The organism is Staphylococcus pseudintermedius, assembly GCF_034042775.1.
Lineage (GTDB): Bacteria > Bacillota > Bacilli > Staphylococcales > Staphylococcaceae > Staphylococcus > Staphylococcus pseudintermedius.
Map to the genome: position 1 here is coordinate 1,762,622 of NZ_CP120150.1, position 22,064 is coordinate 1,784,685.

21 protein-coding genes are annotated in these 22,064 nt (G+C 37.7%); 7 read left to right on the forward strand and 14 right to left on the reverse strand.

The features are described from left to right. Window positions 1-8: 8 nt before the first annotated feature. Genes purN through purE form a run of 9 tightly spaced genes read right to left on the reverse strand, consistent with a single transcriptional unit; the run spans window position 9 to window position 8,428 of the window. Entirely contained in the window at window positions 9-575 is a 567-nt protein-coding gene (gene purN, locus P3U61_RS08345; RefSeq protein ID WP_063284640.1) for a phosphoribosylglycinamide formyltransferase, read from the reverse strand. After that, window positions 575-1,606: a phosphoribosylformylglycinamidine cyclo-ligase gene (gene purM, locus P3U61_RS08350; RefSeq protein WP_015728944.1), complete on the reverse strand. Its 1,032-nt coding sequence runs from the start codon at window positions 1,604-1,606 to the stop codon at window positions 575-577. Before purM ends, purN begins: the two co-directional genes overlap by 1 nt. A gap of 3 nt (window positions 1,607-1,609) precedes the next feature. Beyond that, on the reverse strand, window positions 1,610-3,031 hold the full coding sequence (gene purF, locus P3U61_RS08355) for an amidophosphoribosyltransferase (RefSeq protein ID WP_014614274.1): 1,422 nt from the start codon (window positions 3,029-3,031) through the stop codon (window positions 1,610-1,612). Continuing rightward, a complete protein-coding gene (purL, locus tag P3U61_RS08360) occupies window positions 3,010-5,199 on the reverse strand; it encodes a phosphoribosylformylglycinamidine synthase subunit PurL (RefSeq protein ID WP_063284639.1) in 2,190 nt (729 codons plus the stop codon). The genes purF and purL overlap by 22 nt, the downstream gene beginning before the upstream one ends. After that, window positions 5,192-5,863: a phosphoribosylformylglycinamidine synthase subunit PurQ gene (gene purQ / locus P3U61_RS08365; RefSeq protein WP_014614276.1), complete on the reverse strand. Its 672-nt coding sequence runs from the start codon at window positions 5,861-5,863 to the stop codon at window positions 5,192-5,194. Before purQ ends, purL begins: the two co-directional genes overlap by 8 nt. Before the next feature lies 1 nt (window position 5,864). After that, on the reverse strand, window positions 5,865-6,125 hold the full coding sequence (gene purS / locus P3U61_RS08370) for a phosphoribosylformylglycinamidine synthase subunit PurS (protein ID WP_014614277.1): 261 nt from the start codon (window positions 6,123-6,125) through the stop codon (window positions 5,865-5,867). 2 nt (window positions 6,126-6,127) lie between these two features. Beyond that, on the reverse strand, window positions 6,128-6,829 hold the full coding sequence (purC, locus tag P3U61_RS08375; protein WP_014614278.1) for a phosphoribosylaminoimidazolesuccinocarboxamide synthase: 702 nt from the start codon (window positions 6,827-6,829) through the stop codon (window positions 6,128-6,130). Beyond that, entirely contained in the window at window positions 6,826-7,959 is a 1,134-nt protein-coding gene (gene purK, locus P3U61_RS08380; RefSeq protein ID WP_020219579.1) for a 5-(carboxyamino)imidazole ribonucleotide synthase, read from the reverse strand. The genes purC and purK overlap by 4 nt, the downstream gene beginning before the upstream one ends. Beyond that, window positions 7,946-8,428 (reverse strand): 5-(carboxyamino)imidazole ribonucleotide mutase, encoded by a 483-nt coding sequence (gene purE, locus P3U61_RS08385; protein ID WP_014614280.1) that lies wholly within the window; start codon window positions 8,426-8,428, stop codon window positions 7,946-7,948. The genes purK and purE overlap by 14 nt, the downstream gene beginning before the upstream one ends. 209 nt (window positions 8,429-8,637) lie before the next feature. Between purE and folD the strand changes: the two genes are divergently transcribed. Next, the gene (gene folD / locus P3U61_RS08390) at window positions 8,638-9,495 is read left to right on the forward strand and encodes a bifunctional methylenetetrahydrofolate dehydrogenase/methenyltetrahydrofolate cyclohydrolase FolD (protein WP_014614281.1); all 858 of its coding nucleotides are present in this window, start codon (window positions 8,638-8,640) and stop codon (window positions 9,493-9,495) included. 311 nt (window positions 9,496-9,806) lie between these two features. Here the strand turns inward: folD and P3U61_RS08395 are convergent, their stop codons facing one another. Further along, on the reverse strand, window positions 9,807-10,952 hold the full coding sequence (locus P3U61_RS08395; protein ID WP_014614282.1) for a globin domain-containing protein: 1,146 nt from the start codon (window positions 10,950-10,952) through the stop codon (window positions 9,807-9,809). 227 nt (window positions 10,953-11,179) lie between these two features. Between P3U61_RS08395 and P3U61_RS08400 the strand changes: the two genes are divergently transcribed. The 6 genes from P3U61_RS08400 to rihC all read left to right on the forward strand — a co-directional run bounded on the left by P3U61_RS08400 (window position 11,180) and on the right by rihC (window position 17,078). Then, the gene (locus tag P3U61_RS08400; RefSeq protein WP_014614283.1) at window positions 11,180-11,515 is read left to right on the forward strand and encodes a DUF5011 domain-containing protein; all 336 of its coding nucleotides are present in this window, start codon (window positions 11,180-11,182) and stop codon (window positions 11,513-11,515) included. 500 nt (window positions 11,516-12,015) lie between these two features. Continuing rightward, entirely contained in the window at window positions 12,016-13,116 is a 1,101-nt protein-coding gene (qoxA, locus tag P3U61_RS08405) for a cytochrome aa3 quinol oxidase subunit II (RefSeq protein WP_014614285.1), read from the forward strand. A 2-nt stretch (window positions 13,117-13,118) separates the two neighbouring features. After that, window positions 13,119-15,107, forward strand: a complete 1,989-nt coding sequence (gene qoxB, locus P3U61_RS08410; protein WP_031253657.1) for a cytochrome aa3 quinol oxidase subunit I — start codon at window positions 13,119-13,121, stop codon at window positions 15,105-15,107. Further along, window positions 15,097-15,705: a cytochrome aa3 quinol oxidase subunit III gene (gene qoxC, locus P3U61_RS08415; RefSeq protein WP_014614287.1), complete on the forward strand. Its 609-nt coding sequence runs from the start codon at window positions 15,097-15,099 to the stop codon at window positions 15,703-15,705. The genes qoxB and qoxC overlap by 11 nt, the downstream gene beginning before the upstream one ends. Next, window positions 15,702-15,992: a cytochrome aa3 quinol oxidase subunit IV gene (qoxD, locus tag P3U61_RS08420; protein WP_014614288.1), complete on the forward strand. Its 291-nt coding sequence runs from the start codon at window positions 15,702-15,704 to the stop codon at window positions 15,990-15,992. The genes qoxC and qoxD overlap by 4 nt, the downstream gene beginning before the upstream one ends. 180 nt (window positions 15,993-16,172) lie before the next feature. After that, window positions 16,173-17,078 (forward strand): ribonucleoside hydrolase RihC, encoded by a 906-nt coding sequence (rihC, locus tag P3U61_RS08425; protein ID WP_063284638.1) that lies wholly within the window; start codon window positions 16,173-16,175, stop codon window positions 17,076-17,078. Between the two features lie 732 nt (window positions 17,079-17,810). Here the strand turns inward: rihC and P3U61_RS08430 are convergent. The 4 genes from P3U61_RS08430 to P3U61_RS08445 are packed head-to-tail and all read right to left on the reverse strand — an operon-like array spanning window position 17,811 to window position 22,051. Next, the gene (locus P3U61_RS08430; RefSeq protein ID WP_233506576.1) at window positions 17,811-19,850 is read right to left on the reverse strand and encodes a HelD family protein; all 2,040 of its coding nucleotides are present in this window, start codon (window positions 19,848-19,850) and stop codon (window positions 17,811-17,813) included. 24 nt (window positions 19,851-19,874) lie between these two features. Beyond that, window positions 19,875-21,083: an MFS transporter gene (locus P3U61_RS08435; RefSeq protein WP_037543405.1), complete on the reverse strand. Its 1,209-nt coding sequence runs from the start codon at window positions 21,081-21,083 to the stop codon at window positions 19,875-19,877. Continuing rightward, window positions 21,064-21,600 (reverse strand): hypothetical protein, encoded by a 537-nt coding sequence (locus P3U61_RS08440; protein WP_233506577.1) that lies wholly within the window; start codon window positions 21,598-21,600, stop codon window positions 21,064-21,066. Before P3U61_RS08440 ends, P3U61_RS08435 begins: the two co-directional genes overlap by 20 nt. Further along, window positions 21,575-22,051, reverse strand: a complete 477-nt coding sequence (locus P3U61_RS08445) for a class III lanthionine synthetase LanKC N-terminal domain-containing protein (RefSeq protein WP_187532036.1) — start codon at window positions 22,049-22,051, stop codon at window positions 21,575-21,577. The genes P3U61_RS08440 and P3U61_RS08445 overlap by 26 nt, the downstream gene beginning before the upstream one ends. Window positions 22,052-22,064 lie beyond the last annotated feature (13 nt).

The window sequence follows — 22,064 nt, forward strand, 5'->3', positions numbered from 1 at the left end:
ATATCTCCTTATCGAATAATCTTCTTAATGACTGCTGGGTACAATTCATACTCTAATGATTTAATACGTTCTTCTAATGATTGTTGTGTATCGTCTTCATAAATTGGACATGTGCGCTGTTCAATCATCTGACCTGTATCCATACCTGCATCGACGTAGTGTACTGTTGAACCTGTTTCCTTATCCCCACTGTTTAACGCTTGTCCGACTGCATTTTTACCTTTATATTTCGGCAATAATGAAGGGTGAATGTTCAAAATGCGTCCTTCATATGCTGATAACAATGTTTCATCGATTAAACGCATATAGCCTGCTAATACAATCCACTCTACACCTTCCTGACGCAACCAATTTAATACAGCCGCTTCATAAGCTACTTTATCATCGAACGTGCGTGGTTCGAATGCATGGACAGGAATGCCATGTTGTTGAGCAAGCTGAACACACGCTGCTTCAGGTTTGTCAGTGTACAATGCCGTGACTTCGATATGCGCGAGTTCACCCGACTTGACACGTTTCATAATGTTATCGAAATTTGTGCCGGAACCAGATGCAAAGATTGCAATTTTAACCACTATTTTGCCTCCGTTAAGCGAATGGCACTGTCTTCTTCAGCAATATGACCGATTGTGTATGCGTCCACATTCGCATTTTTTAAGATTTCATGAACTGCTACTTCATCTTCAGGCGCAACGATGAGTGTAAAACCAATCCCCATGTTGAAGATATGGTACATTTCGTCTGTATCGATGTTACCTTGTGCTTGTAACCAATTGAAAATAGCCGGTGTTGGAAACGATGCTGTGTTCACAACAGCCGTTTTGCCTTCTGGTAAAGCTCTCGGAATATTTTCGTAAAAACCACCACCTGTTATATGTGTCATCGCTTTAATTTGAACATCTTTTTTCACCGTAAGCACAGGTGACACGTATAAAGCAGTTGGTGTTAAGAGCATGTCTAAGAAGCTTTGTTCACCTTCAAATGTATCGTTCACATCAATACCTGATTCCGCGACAAGACGACGGACTAAACTGTAACCGTTTGAATGAATGCCGTTTGAGGCAAGGCCGATGATGACGTCACCCTTTTCTACTTTTGAGCCGTCAATGTATTCTTCTTTTTCAACTGCACCGACAGCAAAGCCCGCAACATCGTATTCACCTTCATGATACATTTCACCCATTTCAGCTGTTTCGCCACCGATTAAAGCTGTGTTTGTTTCAACACAACCATCACTAATGCCTTTTACGATTTGTTCGATAATTTCCGGTACCACTTTATGTGTCGCAATATAGTCTAAAAAGTATAGCGGCTCTGCGCCAGTCGTTAAAATGTCATTTACACACATTGCAACGGCGTCAATACCGATTGTGTCATGTTTGTCATAGTCGATAGCGAGCTTTAACTTTGTACCGACACCATCTGTTCCTGATACGAGTACGGGGGCTTTCATATTGAGTTGTGATAAATCAAATGTTGCACCAAATCCTCCTAAGCCGCCAAGTACTTCTTTACGCATCGTTCGTTCAACGTGGCTTGACATTCGTTTTACCGCTTCATAGCCAGCTTCGATATCGACACCAGCCTTTTTATATGATTCAGCCATTGATTACACTCCTCTTCTTTTCATTTCCTTAACTTCTGGTAGTTCATGATCCACAATTTCAATCGGATATTCACCCGTAAAACAAGCGTTACATTCGCCTTTAGAATCATGGGCTTTAAACACTTCATGCATGCCTTCAACAGATAAATATGTCAATGTATCTGCGCCAATCATTTCGCGAATTTCTTCTACAGTATGTTGAGCCGCCATCAATTCTGCATGAGTAGACACGTCAATACCGTAGTAACACGGATCTTTTAATGGGGGTGAAGAAATGCCCATATGCACTTCTTTCGCACCTGCAGATTTCAATGCTTTAACGATATATTTACTTGTCGTTCCGCGCACGATCGAGTCATCAATCACGACCACACGTTTGCCTTCAATCACATCACGAATCGGTGAATGCTTCATACGGACCTGTCTTTCTCTCACAGACTGATCTGGTGTAATAAACGTACGACCGATATAACGGTTTTTCAGCAACCCTTGTTCGTTCGGAATCCCTGTTTGTTCAGAAAAGCCTTTCGCCGCTTGTAATGAAGAATCGGGAACACCAATCACGATATCCGCATCGATGCCCATTTCTTCAGCTAATTTACGTCCAAGTGCTTTACGGACATTGTAAATCGAGTGTCTGTGAAATTCTGAATCCGGACGTGCAAAGTAGACATATTCCATCGAGCACATCTTATGACCGATATCTTGTGTATACATGTCGTAGTCCACTTCGTTCTCACCAGAAAATGTAATCAATTCACCTGGTTCGATGTCACGGATGTATTCTGCACCAATTGCTGTAAAGGCACATGTTTCACTCGCAACACAGTATGCGCCATCGACTTGACCTAACATCAATGGGCGGACGCCACGATTGTCACGTGTCGCTGTCAGTTGTTCTTCGTTTAAAATGACACAACTGAATGCCCCTTTCACTTGATTCAATGCTGCTTTTTGGTTTGTTTTAATATTTTCCGATTTTCCTTTAATCAACAGATGAGCAAGTACTTCTGAGTCACTCGTCGTTTGGAAAATGCCGCCTGTTGATTCAATGGCTAAACGAATTTGATGTGCATTCGTTAAGTTTCCATTGTGTGCCAAACCTAAGTCACCTTTAGAATGTTTGAACAAAAACGGTTGCACGTTGGAAATCTCGCTCGCTCCTGTGGTCGCATAACGGACATGACCAATGGCGTTCGGATAACCTTGTAATGACTCCAATTGTTGTTGTGAAATTGCCTCAGTTAACAATCCCATACCACGCGCACCAAAAAGTTGTTCACCGTTCGAGCACACAATCCCTGCACCTTCTTGACCGCGATGTTGCAAACTGTGCAATGCCATGTAAGTCAAATAGGCTGCATGAGGATGGTTCCAGATGCCGAAAACACCGCATTCTTCGTTTAGTCCACGGATGTCATACATGACTCAATAGCTCCTTCCCATTCACGTTTAAGTTCAGATGTACGACGTTCAATCACACTGTCTTGTGCAACGACTTTAAAGTCATCTGTATCCGTCAATGTACCGATACGTGTTGCGCCTTCGATATTTAATGTTTGACCTGCTTTCACTGCAACGATATAACGTCCTTGCGTTTCACTAAATAATTGTGCATTTGTTAAATTGACTTCAGCGTCAATACCTAGGCTGTAATGCGCGCTAATTTTAGCAAGTGTAATCGCAATACCCCCTTTACCGACAGTTTGTGTATGTGAAATCACACCTTCACGAATCGCACCACGTATTGCTTCACCTTTCGCTGCTTCTTGTGATAAATCGACTTTTTCAACTTCATGGTTCACATCGCTATACAATAATTTTTCGATTTGACTCCCACCATAGCTATCTGTCGTTTCACCGATGACATAAAGTGTGTCACCTATAGACGGTTGATATGATTTTAAGAAGTCGATGTTTTCAATTAAACCTACCATCCCTACAACAGGTGTTGGGAAAATAGAAGATGTACGTGTTTCATTATAAAGTGAAACGTTACCTGATACGACAGGTGTTGCAAGTGCTTCACATGCTTCTGCCATCCCACGTGTTGAGTCTGTCAATTGTTGATAAATGTGCTTTTTCTCAGGTGAACCATAGTTTAAGCAGTCCGTCATCGCTAATGGTTTTGCACCGACAGCAATTAAGTTACGGTATGCTTCGGCTACGACCATTTTGCCGCCTTCATACGGATCGTTAAAGACATAACGTGCTTCACCATCAATCGTAGACGCAATTGCTTTGTTTGTACCTTCTACACGGACCACAGACGCTTGTAAACCTGGTTTAATAATTGTATTTGCACCAACTTGTTGATCATATTGGTCATATAAATAATGTTTTGATGCAATCGTTGGATGTGTTAATAAACGATCAAAAACATCATTCACGTCAATATCATCATAACGGTTCGGTGCTGTATCGTGTTGTAACGGTTCACCTTCAAGGATGTATACTGGCGCTTCATCCGCGAGTGGTTCGACAGGAATATCTGCAAATACTTCACCTTCATAAGTGAGGACGAAGCGGTTCGTATCCGTCACTTCACCAATGACTGCACTGTCTAGTTCATGATAGTTAAACAAATCTAAAAACTTTTGTTCAGTCCCTTTTTTAACGACAAGTAACATACGTTCTTGTGTTTCAGACAACATCATTTCATATGGAGAAATACCTTTTTCACGTACTGGGACTTTTTCGAGCTCAAGATGAATCCCGCTGCCCCCTTTAGCTGCCATTTCAGATGATGAAGATGTTAAACCAGCCGCACCCATGTCTTGAATACCGACAAGTTCGTCATAAGTAATCGCTTCTAAAGTGGCTTCCATTAATTTTTTACCAACAAATGGGTCACCGATTTGAACAGAAGGACGTTTGCTTTCACTTTCTTCAGTTAGCTCTTCTGATGCAAATGTCGCACCATGAATACCGTCACGTCCTGTTTTCAAACCAACGTAAATGACAGAGTTACCGACACCTTTAGCTGTACCTTTTTGAATCATATCGTGATCAATGACACCGACACACATCGCATTGACAAGTGGATTGCCGTCATAACGTTCGTCAAATTCGATTTCACCTGCAGTTGTCGGAATACCGATACAGTTACCGTAACCACCAATACCTGCAACGACACCACGTAATAAACGACGGTTTGTTTTTTCAGTCAGTTCACCAAAACGTAAGCTGTTCAATAAGTTAATTGGACGCGCACCGATAGAAACAATGTCACGAATAATCCCACCGACACCTGTCGCAGCACCTTGATAAGGTTCAATTGCTGAAGGGTGGTTATGTGATTCCACTTTAAATACAACAGCCTGATTGTCACCAATATCAACTACCCCTGCACCTTCACCAGGCCCCATTAAAACATGTTCACCTGTTGTCGGGAATTGTTTTAAAAATGGTTTAGAATGTTTATATGAACAGTGTTCACTCCACATAACAGAAAAAATACCTGTTTCCGTAAAATTAGGTGTACGTCCTAAAATTTCAGTTACTTTTTCAAATTCTGCATCGCTTAACCCCATGTCACGATATAATTTTTCAACTTTGACTTCTTCTGCAGTTGGCTCTAAAAATTTAGGCATTTTGTTCCCTCCAGCTATTCACCATTGATTCAAATAATTTCACACCACTGTCTGTACCAAGAATGGCCTCTAATGCACGTTCTGGATGTGGCATCATGCCGCAAACATTCCCTGCTTTGTTGACGATTCCAGCAATATCATCATGTGAACCGTTCGGATTGTCCATATACTTTAAGATGATTTGATTATTGTCGATGAGTTCTTGATAAATCTCTTCTGTACAATAATAATGACCCTCACCATGTGCTACTGGGTAAACAACTTCTTCACCTTCACTATAACCTTTCGTAAATGGTGTTTGATTATTCACAATTTTAAGGTGTTCATTTCGACTCACGAATAAATGTGAATCGTTGTGTAATAACGCACCTGGTAATAAACCAATTTCCGTTAAAATTTGGAATCCGTTACATACGCCAAGAACGGGCTTTCCTTCATCAGCCAATCTTTTCACTTCTGCAATAATCGGTGCTACACTTGCCACCGCACCTGAACGTAAGTAGTCACCAAATGAGAAACCACCAGGAATCAATACGCCATCGTACCCTTTTAATGATGTTTCACGGTAATCGACATAATCCGCATCGACACCTGATTTCAATGCTGCATTATACATATCACGATCGCAGTTAGAACCTGGGAATCTAAGGACAGCGAACTTCATATTATTGATTCTCCTTTTCATCCAAAACTTTGTAACTATATTCTTCAATCACTGTATTCGCAAATAACTTTTCACTTAAAGTTGTCACAACATTGTGTACCGCTTCATCAGTTGCTTCATCTACTGTCATGTATAAAACTTTACCAACGCGGATATCATTGACTTGTTCATAACCTAAGTCATGTACAGCGCGAGTCAACGCTTGACCTTGTGTATCTAAAACTTGTGGTTGTAAAGTGATGTGTAATTCGATTGTTTTCATGATTAAAGTGCCTCCAATTTATTTAAGAAAGTTTGGTAAGTATCAATTAAAGATCCTGTATCTTCTCTATAAACATCTTTGTCAAAGTTTTCTTGTGTTGCTTTATCCCAAATACGACATGTATCCGGGGAAATTTCATCAGCGAGCAACAATTGACCTTCATGATCAACGCCGAATTCAATTTTAAAATCAACTAATGCTAAGCCCATTTCATCCATTAATTTGATCAATGCTTGGTTAATGCGTAATGCCTGTTCTTTCAACTGTGCAATCATTGCATCATCCGCAACCCCCAACAGCTTGACATGATCATCAGTAATAAGCGGGTCATTAAGGTCGTCATTTTTATAGAAAAACTCTACAAACGGATAATCAAACACATGTCCTTTTTCAAATCCGAGACGTTTCGTAATTGAACCCGCTGCAATGTTACGTACAACAACTTCTAAAGGAACGATGTTGACTGCTTTAACAAGTTGTTCTGTTTCTGAAAGTTGCTCAACAAAATGACTCTCGATACCTTCATTTTTAATGTATTCAAAGATGCGCGATGTAATTTGATTGTTTAAGCGCCCTTTACCTACCATTGCATCTTTTTTCGCACCATTACCAGCTGTGACTTCATCTTTATATTCAATTCTCAATACATCCGGTTGTTCTGTTGAAAAAACACGTTTTGCTTTGCCTTCATATAAAAGACTCATTTGTATTCGTCTCTCCCTTCAAATTTTACGATCAGTTGTTGTTCAGTCTTTGAAACATCATCAGTTAGTATTGTTAAATGCCCCATCTTACGTTCAGGTTTACGTGAAACTTTGCCGTAGAGGTGAACATGCCAATCAGGATGTGCAAACAATTCTTTCTCCAACAAATCCAAATCCTTACCTAACAAATTCATCATGATTGCAGGTTTTAACAATTCAATGTGTTCAGGTAAACGATGGCCTGTCACAGCTAAGATGTGGGTATCAAATTGCGAATAATCACAGGCTTCAATTGAATAATGTCCTGAATTGTGTGGACGTGGTGCAATTTCATTGACGTACAATTCATTTTGTTGATTAATAAAAAATTCCACTGTAAACGTCCCTACAAAATGTACCGCTTGGGTAATTTTGTCGACTTCACGACGTGCTTCTTGTTCGTGATTCGCCCGTGCAGGTACAACAGTTTTAAATAATACTTGGTTTCGGTGTTCATTTTCTTGTAATGGGAAATAGACCATTTGCCCTTCATTACCGATTGTGACAGTTAAAGACACTTCTTTCGCTAAGTCTAAAAATTGCTCCGCGACACATTCTTGGTTGGCAATCAATTCACGTGCTTCATCTAATTGTGCTTCTGAGGTGAGACGGATTTGACCTTTGCCATCATAACCACCAAAACGTGTTTTCAACATGAACGGAAAACCTAATGTCTGTACCGCTTCATCTAAATCCGCTACAGAAGTCACTTGAACAAATGGCACCACTTTCGTTCCTGCTTGAGCAAGTGTTTGTTTTTCTGTCAAACGGTCTTGCAACAGTTGAATGGCTTGATAACTTTGTGGCACATTATATTTCGAAACTAATGTTTGGAGCTGTTCCGCCGCGATATTTTCAAACTCATAAGTAATGACATCTGATCGTTCACCTAATCGCTCTAACGCTGGCATATCATCGTAAGCTGCGTGTATAAATTCATGAGCAACGTAACGACAAGGACACGTTTCATCAGGATCGAGCACAACTACTTTAAATCCCATTTTTTGTGCGGATTGTGCCATCATTTTTCCCAATTGACCGCCGCCGATAATGCCAACTGTTTGGCCAATTTGCAACTTATTGAAGATCATCTTGCATCGCCTCCACTTTCTCAACAAGCGATTGTTCATATACTTCGAGTTTTCGTTGTACCTCTTGATCGGTCATACCAATCATTCTTGCCGCTAAAATGCCTGCATTTTTCGCCCCTGCTTGACCAATGGCTGTCGTCGCAACGGGTATCCCTCCTGGCATTTGTACAATTGAAAGTAAAGAATCTAGCCCTTTTAAACTTTTTGACTCAATCGGTACACCGATGACAGGGAGTGTTGTCATCGAAGCCACCATTCCTGGTAAATGCGCGGCTCCCCCTGCTCCTGCAATAACGACATGATATCCATTACTGCGCGCATTTGTGGCAAAATCGACCATCATATGTGGCGTACGATGTGCAGATACTACTTTTTGATCATACGGAATGTTAAATTCTTCTAACATGGCACATGCTTCTTTCATGACATTCCAGTCTGAAGAACTCCCCATAATGACTGCTACTTTCACAATGAACACCCTTTCAAAAGTTTGAAATACTATTCTTAATAGTTGTATATTACAGGTATAGCATAACAAGCTTAAATTGTTTTTTCAACGCAAAAATCGAACTTTAATACTTTTTTAACATCTATATTTCGTATTTCAGTTCATTTTTGTTATAATCAAATTGCAATCATTCGTTAATGTTCGAATTATTATGAGGAGGCTAATATTTTATGAGTGCAAAGATTTTAGATGGCAAGCAAATTGCGAAAGATTATCGTCAAGGTTTACAAGATGAAGTAGAAAGATTGAAAGAACAAGGCTATACACCAAAACTTTCGGTTATTTTAGTTGGGAATGACGGTGCGAGCCAAAGTTATGTCCGTTCTAAAAAGAAAGCAGCTGAAAAAATCGGCATGATTTCAGAAGTGATTCATTTAGAGGAAAGTACTTCAGAAGCAGATGTTTTAAAAGAGTTAGATCGTTTGAACCAAGACGATTCAGTTAGTGGTATTTTAGTTCAAGTGCCACTCCCTGATCATGTAGATGAGCAAAAAGTGCTTGATGCGATTGATCCAGATAAAGATGTCGATGGTTTTCACCCTATCAATATCGGTCGCTTATACTTAGACAATGCACAATTAATTCCTTGTACCCCCCTTGGCGTGATGGAATTATTAAAGCACGCTGATATTGAACTTGAAGGAAAAAATGCAGTAGTCATCGGTCGCAGTCATATTGTAGGCCAACCTGTTGCGAAATTATTACTTCAACAAAATGCAACAGTGACAATTTTACACTCTCGCAGTCAAAATATTAGTGAACATTTAAAACAAGCTGATGTGATTGTTAGCGCAGTAGGTCGTCCAGGAATGGTGACGAAAGATGACGTGAAACCAGGTGCTGTTGTCATTGATGTCGGCAATACACCAGATGAAAATGGTAAGCTTAAAGGCGATGTCGAATACGATGAAGTGAAAGAAGTAGCTGGTGCAATTACACCTGTACCTGGGGGTGTAGGTCCAATGACAATCACAATGGTATTGAATAATACGTTAATCGCTGAAAAAATGCGTCGCGGTATCGAATAGTGAGATGAAGGGATAAAACAACAACAATTTTTGATGCGATTGATGCAATGTTTTTGTACCCTAATTCATTCTCATTTTCCGATGAACAGTCAGGGGCTGGGACACAGACCTTCATATTCATTAAGAAAAAACCGTCAAAATTCATTTTTTAGAATTTGACGGCTTTTTTCTTAATTAGCGAACGAAAACTAGCACTTATTTTGGCCAGTTTCCGTATATTTACTGCCATGAGTGTTATGCCAAGTTCGCACTCAACATCGCTTTTTTAACGAACTAGGGGGGCTATGTCCTAGCCTCTGACAATCTCTTTTTTATACAGGTACACTTAAACGCGGTACAAACGTTTCGAAATGGACGCGCTCTTGTTCCACACCTAATGCTTGTAATGATTTAAGCATCGATTGTAAAAATGCTGTGCCACCACAAACGTAAACTTCTGTATTATCTGAAAGGTACGTTTTTAATTCGTCTGCTTCTAAATACCCTTCTCTGTCTCTCAAATGAATGTGTAAATGATTGTTTTTACCTGATGCAGTAATATGCTCAAGCTCAGGTACAAATGCCGCTGCTGTTTCAGTTGCCGCAACATGAATCATTTGTGCAGATACAGCATCACCTGCAACTTGACGATACATTGAGATGAGTGGCGTAATTCCTACACCTGAACCAAGGAATAATTGCGGACGCTCAGGATGATGGATTTTGAAACCACCCACCGGCGCAGATAAGTATAATGTGTCTCCTTCATGAACTTCATCATGTAATGCCGTTGATACTTCACCTTCATGTCCTTCATTCACGTCACGTTTAACGCCAAATGTTAAGAAATCTTTGCCACCATCAACAATGGAATAGTGTCGTTTCGCTTTGTACGGTAATTTTTCACTTTCGATATCGACTGTAATGTATTGTCCTGGTGTGAATTGACTTAAATCTTGTGTTTCAGAAGTGACTGTAAATGCCTTAATGTCAGGTGTTACTGTCTCAATTTTTGATACTTTAAATGGTTTAAAACCGTCCCAAGCCATGCCTTCATAGATTTCTTTTTCAACCATAATAAATGCGTCTGCAATTACGCCGTACGCTTTTGCCCAAGTTTGAATGATTGGGTGATTTTCATCAATACCTACGACCTCTTGAATCGCCGCTAGTAAATTTTCTCCTACAATAGGATAATGCTCTGGTAATACTTGTAACGCACAATGTTTATAGCCAATTTCTTTCACTACTGGCAAAATCGGTGTTAGATCTTCAATGTTCATCGCAGCAGCCAATACAGATTGAGCCAGTGCAGTAGATTGGAATCCTTTCTTCTGGTTCGTCTGATTAAACATGTTACGTAATTCAGGGTGTTGGTTAAACATGCGATGGTAAAAATTAGAAGTTATTGCTGTTCCTTTTTCTTTTAATACCGGTACTGTTTCTAAAATAATCCCTTTTTCTTCTTGCGTTAACATTGATCATCACTCCTGTTTAAAGTTTACATTTTATAGTTTATATGAATTGATATAGCGCGCGCTATTAATAAACCGTCTTTACATCAACGCTTTCAATCATTCAATAAACTTACAAATTTTTAATCATAATTCGGTCCATAGTAGGATAGCTTATTTTGCTCAAAAATGTATAATACTAATTAATCACACGACATCGAAATCATTGCGTTGAATGGAGGCCTTATTTTATGAACAAAATACTTCAATCTTTATCAGCACTGGGTGTATCAGCGACACTTGTTTCACCTAATCTTAATGCAGAGGCAACTACGAATACTGTTCCCTCTATCAAAGGTGTAGACGATTTAGTCATCAAAGTCGGCGAGGACTACAATCCTTGTGATGGTGTCAAAGCATATGATAAAGAAGACGGTGACTTGACTGATAAAATTAAGGTCAATGGACATATTGATACAACGAAACAAGGTATTTATACATTACAATATGAAGTCACTGATTCTGATGGTGCTATAGAAACGTCATCACGTACCATTAAAGTTGTAGACGCCCCACTTAACGAGTAGCTAACAATACAATTATTATAAATGCATAACGTTTTATCATATTTTGTCGCCAACTTGTCCATTGTTTTATCCTAAGCATCGAAACTGAATCCCATCATCATCCCACATAGTATATAGAGCAGAACTTACCTTTTCATCATCAGGCTCTATATACTATCGCACCCTACACTTTTATTTTACACTTTTTTTCACAAACTTTTATTAGTCAATTCCCTAAATTTCAATTCAAAATCCCCTCTGTCTAAGCCGTAAGAATTTTCTGTTAACAGACGTGAATTTTATTATTTCCCCCTTTTTTCTTCATTAATAAGTAAACATTGTGACATTTCACAAAATGTACACATAATTTTAATAAATGCCAAAAACGGCGCCATTCCTAGAGTGACAAGGCCTTCTACAATTTGATTTAATTGTTTTTTCAAAAAGCCACTTGTAAATATCCCATATTATTTTAAAATTAATGTAAGCCCTACAATTGTAGTATTAGGAGGTCAAAAAAAGTGTCAAAATTAAAGTCTTTGCTTCTTGCATTTGGAACATTGTTTTTGCTTGCGGGCTGTTCTGATGTAGAAGTTTTAAACGCAAAAGGGCCAATGGCCAGCGACCAAAGATTTTTGATTATCTATTCAATTATCTTTATGGTTGCCATTGTTGTAGTTGTACTTATTCTTTTCGCGATATTCACTTATAAATACCGCTATAATAATACACGCGAATCTGGTAAAGTACACCACAACGCACTTCTCGAAACAGTATGGTTCCTTATCCCTGTAATTATCTTAATTGCATTGATGATTCCAACTGTAAAAGCCTTATATCAATATGAGGAACCACCAAAGTCTGAAGATGACCCTATCGTCATTTATGCAGTAAGTGGTGGATACAAATGGTTCTTCGCTTATCCGGATGAAAAAATTGAGACGGTTAACCATCTTAAAATTCCAACTGATCGTCCAGTGACATTCAAACTTCAAGCGATGGATACAATGACAAGTTTCTGGGTTCCACAACTCGGCGGTCAAAAATACGCAATGACTGCGATGACTATGGAGTGGACTTATGAAGCACATGAAGAAGGTACATATCGTGGCCGTAACTCAAACTTCAACGGTGAAGGTTTCTCACGTCACACATTTAACGTTGAAGCTGTGAGCCAAAAAGAGTATGATGCTTGGGTTAAAGAAGCACAATCTAAGAAACAACTCGACCAAGATACATTCGATAAACAACTTCTTCCAATCACTGAAAATAAGGAATTAACTTTCAGTGGTACACATATGGCATTTGTTGATCCAGCAGCTGATCCAGAATATATTTTCTATGCTTATAAACGATTTAATTATGCACCAAAAGATCACAACTTCTATGATGATAAAAAAGGTGTCTTAAGCGAACCGAATAAGCCAGCACGTAAATCTCAAATTACGAATGCCAACTATGAACGCCATGGTATGAAAGCTGCAATTCTTAAAAATGATCAACCATTTGATAACGAATTCAAAAAAGAGCAAAAACATACTATGGATGAAATGGAATCAATGCATGAAGGTGCCAAAGACGCTGAGGCACACAAAGATCATAAAAGTGGAGGTGGACATTAATGATGGACTTTCCATGGAATGAGCTTATTGTAAAAGGTAACTGGATGATTACATTGGCTCAAATCAGTGCACCTTTCTTAGTTATCGGTGTCATTGCAGCCATTACTTACTTTAAGCTCTGGGGATATTTATATAAGGAATGGTTCATGTCAGTCGACCACAAAAAAATCGGTTTGATGTACTTAATCTGTGCGGTATTAATGTTCGTACGTGGTGGTATTGATGCAATTCTATTACGTATTCAATTAACAGTACCCGACAACCCATTCTTAGAGTCAAATCACTATAACGAAATTTTCTCAACGCACGGTGTCATCATGATTATTTTCATGGCAATGCCACTTGTAATCGGTCTAATGAACATCATTATCCCATTACAAATCGGTGCTCGTGACGTTGCTTTCCCAGTATTGAACAACATTAGCTTTTGGTTGTTCGTAGCGGGTATGCTTTTATTTAACCTTTCATTCATCGTGGGTGGTTCTCCAGCTGCAGGTTGGACAAACTATGCGCCACTTGCCGGTGAATTCAGTCCTGGACCTGGTGTCAACTATTATTTAATTGCCATTCAGATTTCAGGTATTGGTACTTTAGCAACGGGTGTGAACTTCTTCGTAACAATCATCCGTCTAAAATCACCAAGTATGACATTTATGCAAATGCCAATGTTCGTTGTGACAACATTTATCACAATGTTAATCATCATCTTGGCATTCCCAGTGTTAACTGTAGCACTTGCATTAATGACTGCTGACAGAGTGTTTGATACTGCATTCTTCACAGTAGCTAATGGCGGTATGCCGATGTTATGGGCAAACTTCTTCTGGGTATGGGGGCACCCTGAAGTATACATCCTTGTCCTTCCAGCATTCGGTATTTATTCAGAAATTATTCCAACATTTGCACGTAAACGTTTATTTGGACACCAAAGTATGGTGTGGGCAACAGCTGGTATCGCATTCTTGAGTTTCTTAGTTTGGGTTCACCATTTCTATACAATGGGTAATGGTGCATTAGTTAACTCATTCTTCTCTATCACAACAATGTTGATCGCTGTGCCAACAGGTGTAAAAATCTTTAACTGGTTATTTACACTACACAAAGGACGTATTTCATTTGAATCGCCAATGTTATTCTCATTAGCGTTTATTCCTAACTTTACAATTGGTGGGGTTACCGGGGTTATGCTTGCGATGGCATCCGCAGACTTCCAATACCACAACACATATTTCTTAGTGGCACACTTCCACTATACAATTGTTGCCGGTGTTGTATTTGCATGTTTCGCAGCTATGATTTTCTGGTATCCAAAAGCTATGGGTTACAAATTATTCGAAAAACCAAACAAATGGTTCTTCTGGATCTTCATGGTTGGTTTCAACGTGACATTCTTACCACAATTCATTTTAGGTCTTGATGGCATGCCACGTCGTTTATACACTTACATGCCAGAAGATGGTTGGTTCGTATTAAACGTGATTTCTTCAATCGGTGCTGCAATGATGTCGATTGCGTTCTTAATCTTTGTAGGTAACATTGTATACAGTCACCTCAAAGCACCACGTGAAGCAACTGGTGATAACTGGAACGGTTTAGGTCGTGGTTTAGAGTGGTCTACTGCATCTGCAATTCCACCTAAATACAACTTTGCAATTACACCTGATTGGGATGATATTGATACATTTGTTGAAATGAAAAAACAAGGTAGACACTATCTTGACAATCACAATTACAGCGACATTCACATGCCGAACGATACACACATCGGTTTCTGGATGGGTATCTTTTTCTTCATCGGTGGTTTCTTCTTAGTATTCGAAACATTATTACCTGCGATTCTTGCATTAGCTGGTATCTTCGGTTTAATGATTTGGAGAAGTTTCCAACAAGATCATGGTTACCACATCCCTGCAAGTGAAGTAGCTGAAACTGAAGCGCGCTTGAGAAAAGCTCGCCAAAAAGAAAGGGAGGCTATGAATCATGAGTCATAAAAATGTGAATACTATTGATGCTCGTACACATGAAGGCGATTTAAATAAACTCGGTTTCTGGATCTTCCTTACAGCTGAATTCGCACTTTTTGGTACACTTTTCGCAACATTGTTAACGCTCCAACATGGTGGTAGCTACGGTGGTATGTTAACAACTGATTTGTTTGAATTACCACTTGTTTTAATCATGACATTCCTACTTTTAGCAAGTTCTTACACTTGTGGTATTGCAATATACTACATGCGTAAAGAGAACAAGCAATTGTTATTAATTTGGATGATTATTACAATTATTTTAGGTATTGGATTCGTTGGCTTTGAGATTTTCGAATTTAGTCACTATGTGCATGAAGGTGCTACACCACAACTTGCATCTTATTGGTCAAGTTTCTTCATCCTTTTAGGAACGCACGGTGCCCACGTGACAGTTGGTATCTTCTGGATTATTTGTTTATTAATCCAAGTTGCCACTCGCGGACTTACAAAATATAATGCACCAAAATTATTCATTGTAAGTTTATACTGGCACTTCTTAGACGTTGTGTGGATCTTCATCTTCACTGCAGTGTATATGATAGGGATGGTGTATAGCGGATGAATACAATTGTAAAACATACAATAGGCTTTATCGCCTCAATCATTTTAACTTTACTCGCTGTTTTCGTGACTCTATATACATCATTGTCATTCCAAGCAAAAGTAACAATTATTTTCGGTTTTGCATTCATCCAAGCGTTTTTACAGCTCTTAATGTTCATGCACTTAACTGAAGGTAAAGATGGTCGTGTTCAACTTGCAAAAGTTATCTTCGCGATTATCATTACATTGATCACAGTTATCGGAACATACTGGGTAATGCAAGGCGGACATGGTTCACATATTTAATCCATGACGCAAAAAGCACTAACACATCGCGTGTTAGTGCTTTTTTATACCTATTTTAGTATGACACTTCTATTGCACTCCCCCTTTGTGGTATTGTCACATCTTTTTTCCTAAAACAATTTTAACAAGTTGAAGCGAACGTACACAGCCATTACTATAGATAAAAAAGGAGGTTTTACTATGCCCATTCCAATCATTATTGATACAGACCCTGGCATTGATGATGCAGCTGCCATCAGTTTGGCACTTCATCATCCACAACTTGACGTACAACTGATATCAACCGTACATGGTAACGTGCCACTCCAGCGCACAACGAGAAATGCCCAACAATTGATTGAACACTTTCATGCCCATGTACCTGTTGCATCAGGTGCAGCATCACCACTCGTTCAAAAGGCCGTCCACGCCCCTCATGTTCATGGTGAAAGCGGTATGGCGGGTTACACATTTGACGAACCGACTACCTCTCTCATGTCAAAGAATAGTGTAGAAGCGATGAAAGACCTACTTCTCCAATCGACGACACCGATAACATTAGTGTCAATTGGACCACTCACAAACATCGCATTACTTTTAAAAATGTATCCAGAAGTTCATACATATATACATCAGATCGTGCTTATGGGTGGTAGTGTCGGTAATGGCAATGTAAGTGTTGCGGCAGAATTTAACGTCTATGCCGACCCTGAAGCTGCACATATTGTCTTCAACTCAAACTTACCTATCGTGATGGCTGGTTTGGATATTGCGCGTGCATCTAACCTACCTCATGCATTATTGCCAAAGATTAAGGAAATGAATCACACCGGTCACATGTTGTATCATCTCTTCCAACATTATGGTGGTGAATCATTTTTAGATGGGTTAAACGTTTATGACGCTTATACAATAATGTATTTATGCTATCCTGAGTTATTTACAGTTCGCCCAGCTAAAGTAGACGTGGAGTTAAGTGGTAGCCATGCACGTGGCGCAACATTTGTTGACTTTAATGTGACAGACAGTTCAACACACGTGCTCATGGATATTCAAGCAGAAGCCTTTCAAACTGCTTTCCTTGATATGTTGAAATATTGCCCTTAAAATCGTTAAGCAAAAAGGAGTTTACTTTTCAATGTCCTCTGCTAATTCTATATGTACTGCCTTGCTACGTATGGACACACCCCCATTTTCACATGTACAGACACACCCATCAACAGTTCTACCTTATCTCAAAAAAACAGAGCGAGGTCATTCAATTTACCTTGCTCTGTCTTCTTATAGTTAAAATAAATTAAAAAGAGATGCTACTTTTTATAAGGTTACTTGAGTCGATGATATGACGTTGCTCTCTTTCCTTGCCTTTGTTCATGCAAAATTACCGAACGAACGAAACTCCCTAGGTAAATGAGAAAAATAATAGGATAACTTTTTGATGTTTGCATGTAGCCAATGTTTAACGCAGAATCAGAATAAAAATAGATTGAAATGAGATTAAATTTTGACGTTAACTAAGTCGATAGAATGGGAATGCCCTCTTTCCTTACGCCTGTTCATGCAAGATTGCCGGGCGGACGAGACTCCCGAGGGATCAGCTGAACCGGAAAATCCACCAACGCTTCAACAAATGTAACAGTATAATCAAAGCGTTGGTTAGTTGTAGGTTCAGCCCCTGGGAAACGCGAGTCCATGACGGCAATCGTATGCAAGCGACATGTTCAAAAAGGAAAGACGGCAATCGCATACAAGTGACATGTTCTTAAAGGAAAGAGCGTAAGTTCAGCAAAATATGTGATTGAAGTTTCTAAAATATCAATCCACTGCTACATTCTTTAATCACCCATTCACTTCTAATAAATATAATTGTGAGATAGCACGTGACGCGATAATATATTGTATATTGGTACTGTCATATTCGTTATTCCGCCATGAAATCACAGTATGGTATTCAAATCCTTTAACAAGATCATAAGGAATGATTATATGTCCTGCTGTTACAAACGAATCATCCTCTTCAATTAATCTTAATTTTATGTCATGTCGAAGCGCACTGTATAGTTGCTCCCCTTCTATACGAGAGGGTACGACGATCGCTACGTCATGTGCTACCTCCATTATAATGTCTTTTACATGTTGTACTTTAGCACTTGAAATTTTGATTACAGGGTCACCTTCAACACTTACGACTTTTGTATCAGTATGCTTAAGTTCGTCTAAGTAGCGACTGATTGCCTTCGTAGAGCGATATGAAGTCGTCAACTGTTTTATTGTCATATCCCAGTCTTCAAATTCAATGAAAGATTTTGGTAAGAAATTTTGATTCAAATCTCCTAAAAATGTAAAATTGGCCTCATCATAACATTGACGTAAAATATCTAATTGAAATACGCTATAATCTTGTACTTCATCAACTATAATATGTTTGAAAAGAGAGTGAGATCCTCGCACTATTTTTGTATAAAGCCAAACAAGTATCCAAAAGTCTTCATATGCCATCGCTTCTTTTTTTAATTGGACGTTCACTTGAAAATCTTTACATAAACGTTGATATAATTTTTCTATGTTGATAAAGCGGTACGATTGAATCATATGCTTCACACGTTTTAATGTTCGTGCTGTCTTAGCTTTGGATTGCGCTACAATTTCGGACTTTTCACCGATGTAACTATTTTGATTTTCTAATTCTGTATAGTTTTGAACAAATAAACGTTTGTAATCAGCTTGGTACAATGCCACTAAATTCTGTTTTAATTTTTGAATTGCAGTCGTTAAATCATGATTCACCCGATACCCGTTAAATATCATCGCAATTTCTTCTTTAGATATCACTATACGCCCTGTTTGATCCATTACATTTTTAAAATAAAATCGACATGTAGCATTTATTAATTGCTTTGAAATCCATTGAAAAAATTCTACACTCGACTTGCGATAAAATTGTTGTTCTGACGCTTTATCACGATATATTCGTGCGATCATGATTCTCTTTTTTTCAACATGTATAGACTTAAAATAAGCAATTTCCCTGACAATGTTCATCAAACTTTTCACTTCGATATGACGTTCGCCAAGTTCTGGCAGGACATCCGAAACATAATCATGGAAAATGCGATTAGGTGCTATTAACATTAAATTTTCATGTGTGATTTTTTTCTTATATTTAAATAGCAAATAAGCAATACGTTGCATAGCGATGGCTGTTTTCCCACTACCTGGCGGGCCAAGTACGACAACATCTTCATTGATTGGTAAACGAATAATTTCATTTTGATCTTTTTGAATTGTACTAACAATATTGCCTAATTTATGACGAGAAGTGCTCATCTGATAATCCATTAATCCTGTATCACCAATAAACATTTCACTATCGACATAATCAACTAATTGCCCTTTAATAATTTTAAACTGACGTCTGCCTTTCACCTCTTCAAAAAAGAGCTGACCTTTTTCAGTTTCATATGACAATCGCCCTAATTCATTTTCATAAAACAGACTTGCAATCGGAGTCCTCCAATCACAAACTAATACACGATAGTTGTGATCCATCAAAGTTTGAGTACCTATATATAACGTTTCATCTTCCAGTACCACTTTACCGAAATAAGGACGGTCAAGTAAATTTTGATAGAGCTTAAGTTTCTCGTGGTACTGATTATAAGTACACTCATCCATCCGTAAAGCATTTAAATCTTGCGCATTATCACTACCATTGCCATTGTCCATATTGAGTATCCATGTCTCATGTGCATTCATCTCTTTACGTCGCTCAATAATTTTACTTTTAATGACGTTTTGAGATTTGGATAACGTTTTTAATGCGTTCTTAATGAAATGTTGCGTCTCATTTAAATATGCTTGTTCTTCTTCAAAACTCATTAACACTTGACATCCCCCTTTATATCAAACGACTTGATTGAAACGAACCTTCATTTTTTTGTCTAATAATAAAGCCAATACAATGAATAATTGAATACAACCTGCAACTAAATACACAAAATTTGCACCATATTTTTCGGTAATATATGCAGAAAAATAATAGGACAATGGTATAAATAAAGTACTTATCGACTGAATTGCGCCTGATATACGGCCTCTGTACTTATCGTCAATGATTAATATCTTATAAGTATTAAATAATATGGTCGGTAATGTTAAACATATCCCTATTATCATACCTAAGAAAATTGCAATATAAGCATAAATATTTACAAACATATAAATAAAAGTTATTGCCATGATCGACCAAAAAGTGACTAAAATGTTATAAGAAGACATCTTATGCTTTAATTTTAATCCTATTGAAGCTGCGAGTATACTTCCTAAAGCGATAAAAAACTGAAACATACCATAATCTTTAGGTTGCGCATGTAAATATTGATTAAAATAGACCACAAATGTCGGGGCGACCATACTAATAATATTCAACATCATCGCAGTAATCATTACACGTTTTAAGTAGTAATCTTTTAAAATCATATTGAGAACTACTTTGAATTCGTCCAGAGATTTCTGCTTTTTTCGTTTTGATTTGAACGTATGCATCTTGTTTGTCACCTTTATAGTATTAATTGCACTTGAACCGATGATAAACAGCACCATGATCAATAGAATTAATATAAAAAAAGGGACTGCAGAAAATAAAAATCCCGCTATCGCAAAACCTAACATCATGGACAGATTCTTTGTTAAACTTCTATAACTCAAAATACGCTTTACATCTTCTTGAGCCTGTACTAAACGCGGAATTAATTTGTTTTGATTTGGCAGTTGAAAAACCATCGTCACTTCTCTCAAAAACAATAAAACAATCAATAAATAAAGATTGAAATCAAGTATCAAGACAACAAAACCAATAATTAAAAGAAATATGCCATTAAAACGAAGGCTATAGACCATCATTTTTACAGGTTGATTCATTTGATCTGCTTTAATTCCTGCATAAGAGCCAACTAATATTTGAGCAATATGTGATAAAGAGCCAATTGTTGCCGTATAGTACGCTGAGCCAGTTTGATTGAGTACATACCACATCATCACCAGACTAAAAATACTGTTCCCCAAACCTACAACAAAATCATTTGAAATTAATTTAAAAATTTGCGATGTCATGCTGATATTTTAACCTCGTATAGTAATTTTCAGAATTCAGTATATCATCATATTTAAGTAATTCTTCTATATTATTACCATTTAGGTCAAAACATTCTAATTTTCCATGTTTCAAACTCGGATACTTTATAAAGAATTTGTCATCTTTTTCCCCAAGATACGGACGAATAACTATAATATAGATATCAACTTTTTTTGCATATACTTTACCGTACACTAAAGGCGCTTTTTTATAAATCAGCTTATTATAATAGAGAGATCTATTGTATTCAAACTCTTTTATTCTAATATTCTTAAGGTTTATTATTGTAGAGACGTAAACTTTATTTATTTTTTCTTTTAACATACATTTCAAAATAATATCTGATTGTTCAGAAATTATTTTGAAAATCATTTCTTCTTGTTTGTGAATTCCTACTTTTATTAAATCGAAAGTTTTTAATTTTATAAGATTACTTTTCCAAGCATTCAATAAAAATGGGCACTTGTCTTTATACTTTTTTACGATGCTTTCCATATCCAAGATTCTCTTCCTCCTTATTATATTTTCTATAAAATATTCTACTTTTTCTCCATCGATGCTCATCTTTGATATTAATACAATTTTCAAACATACCTTTAACTTCTATTAATTCTTTTATAATAAAATAAAATTCTCGAAAATCTCTCGGATAAACTGTAATCAACTTTCCTTTGATAATACTATTATTATCTGAATTAACAATAAAAGAAGCTATTAAATTGTTATTAGGAATTTTCCAAATGCAATTATTTTTGTTTAGCTGTTCTGCTACTTCCATTATAAATTTAGCAGAGATCACATTACCATTTGAGATGTGGATTTTAATTCCTGAATTAGGTATCTCTGTTTTTTCTCCAAAAACGATCCAGTGTTTTTTTAACGTAATCTTCCTAACCCCTTTACTCATTAACAATAATTTTGTTACAATATTATTATAGTCATCCATGAAAATTCACATC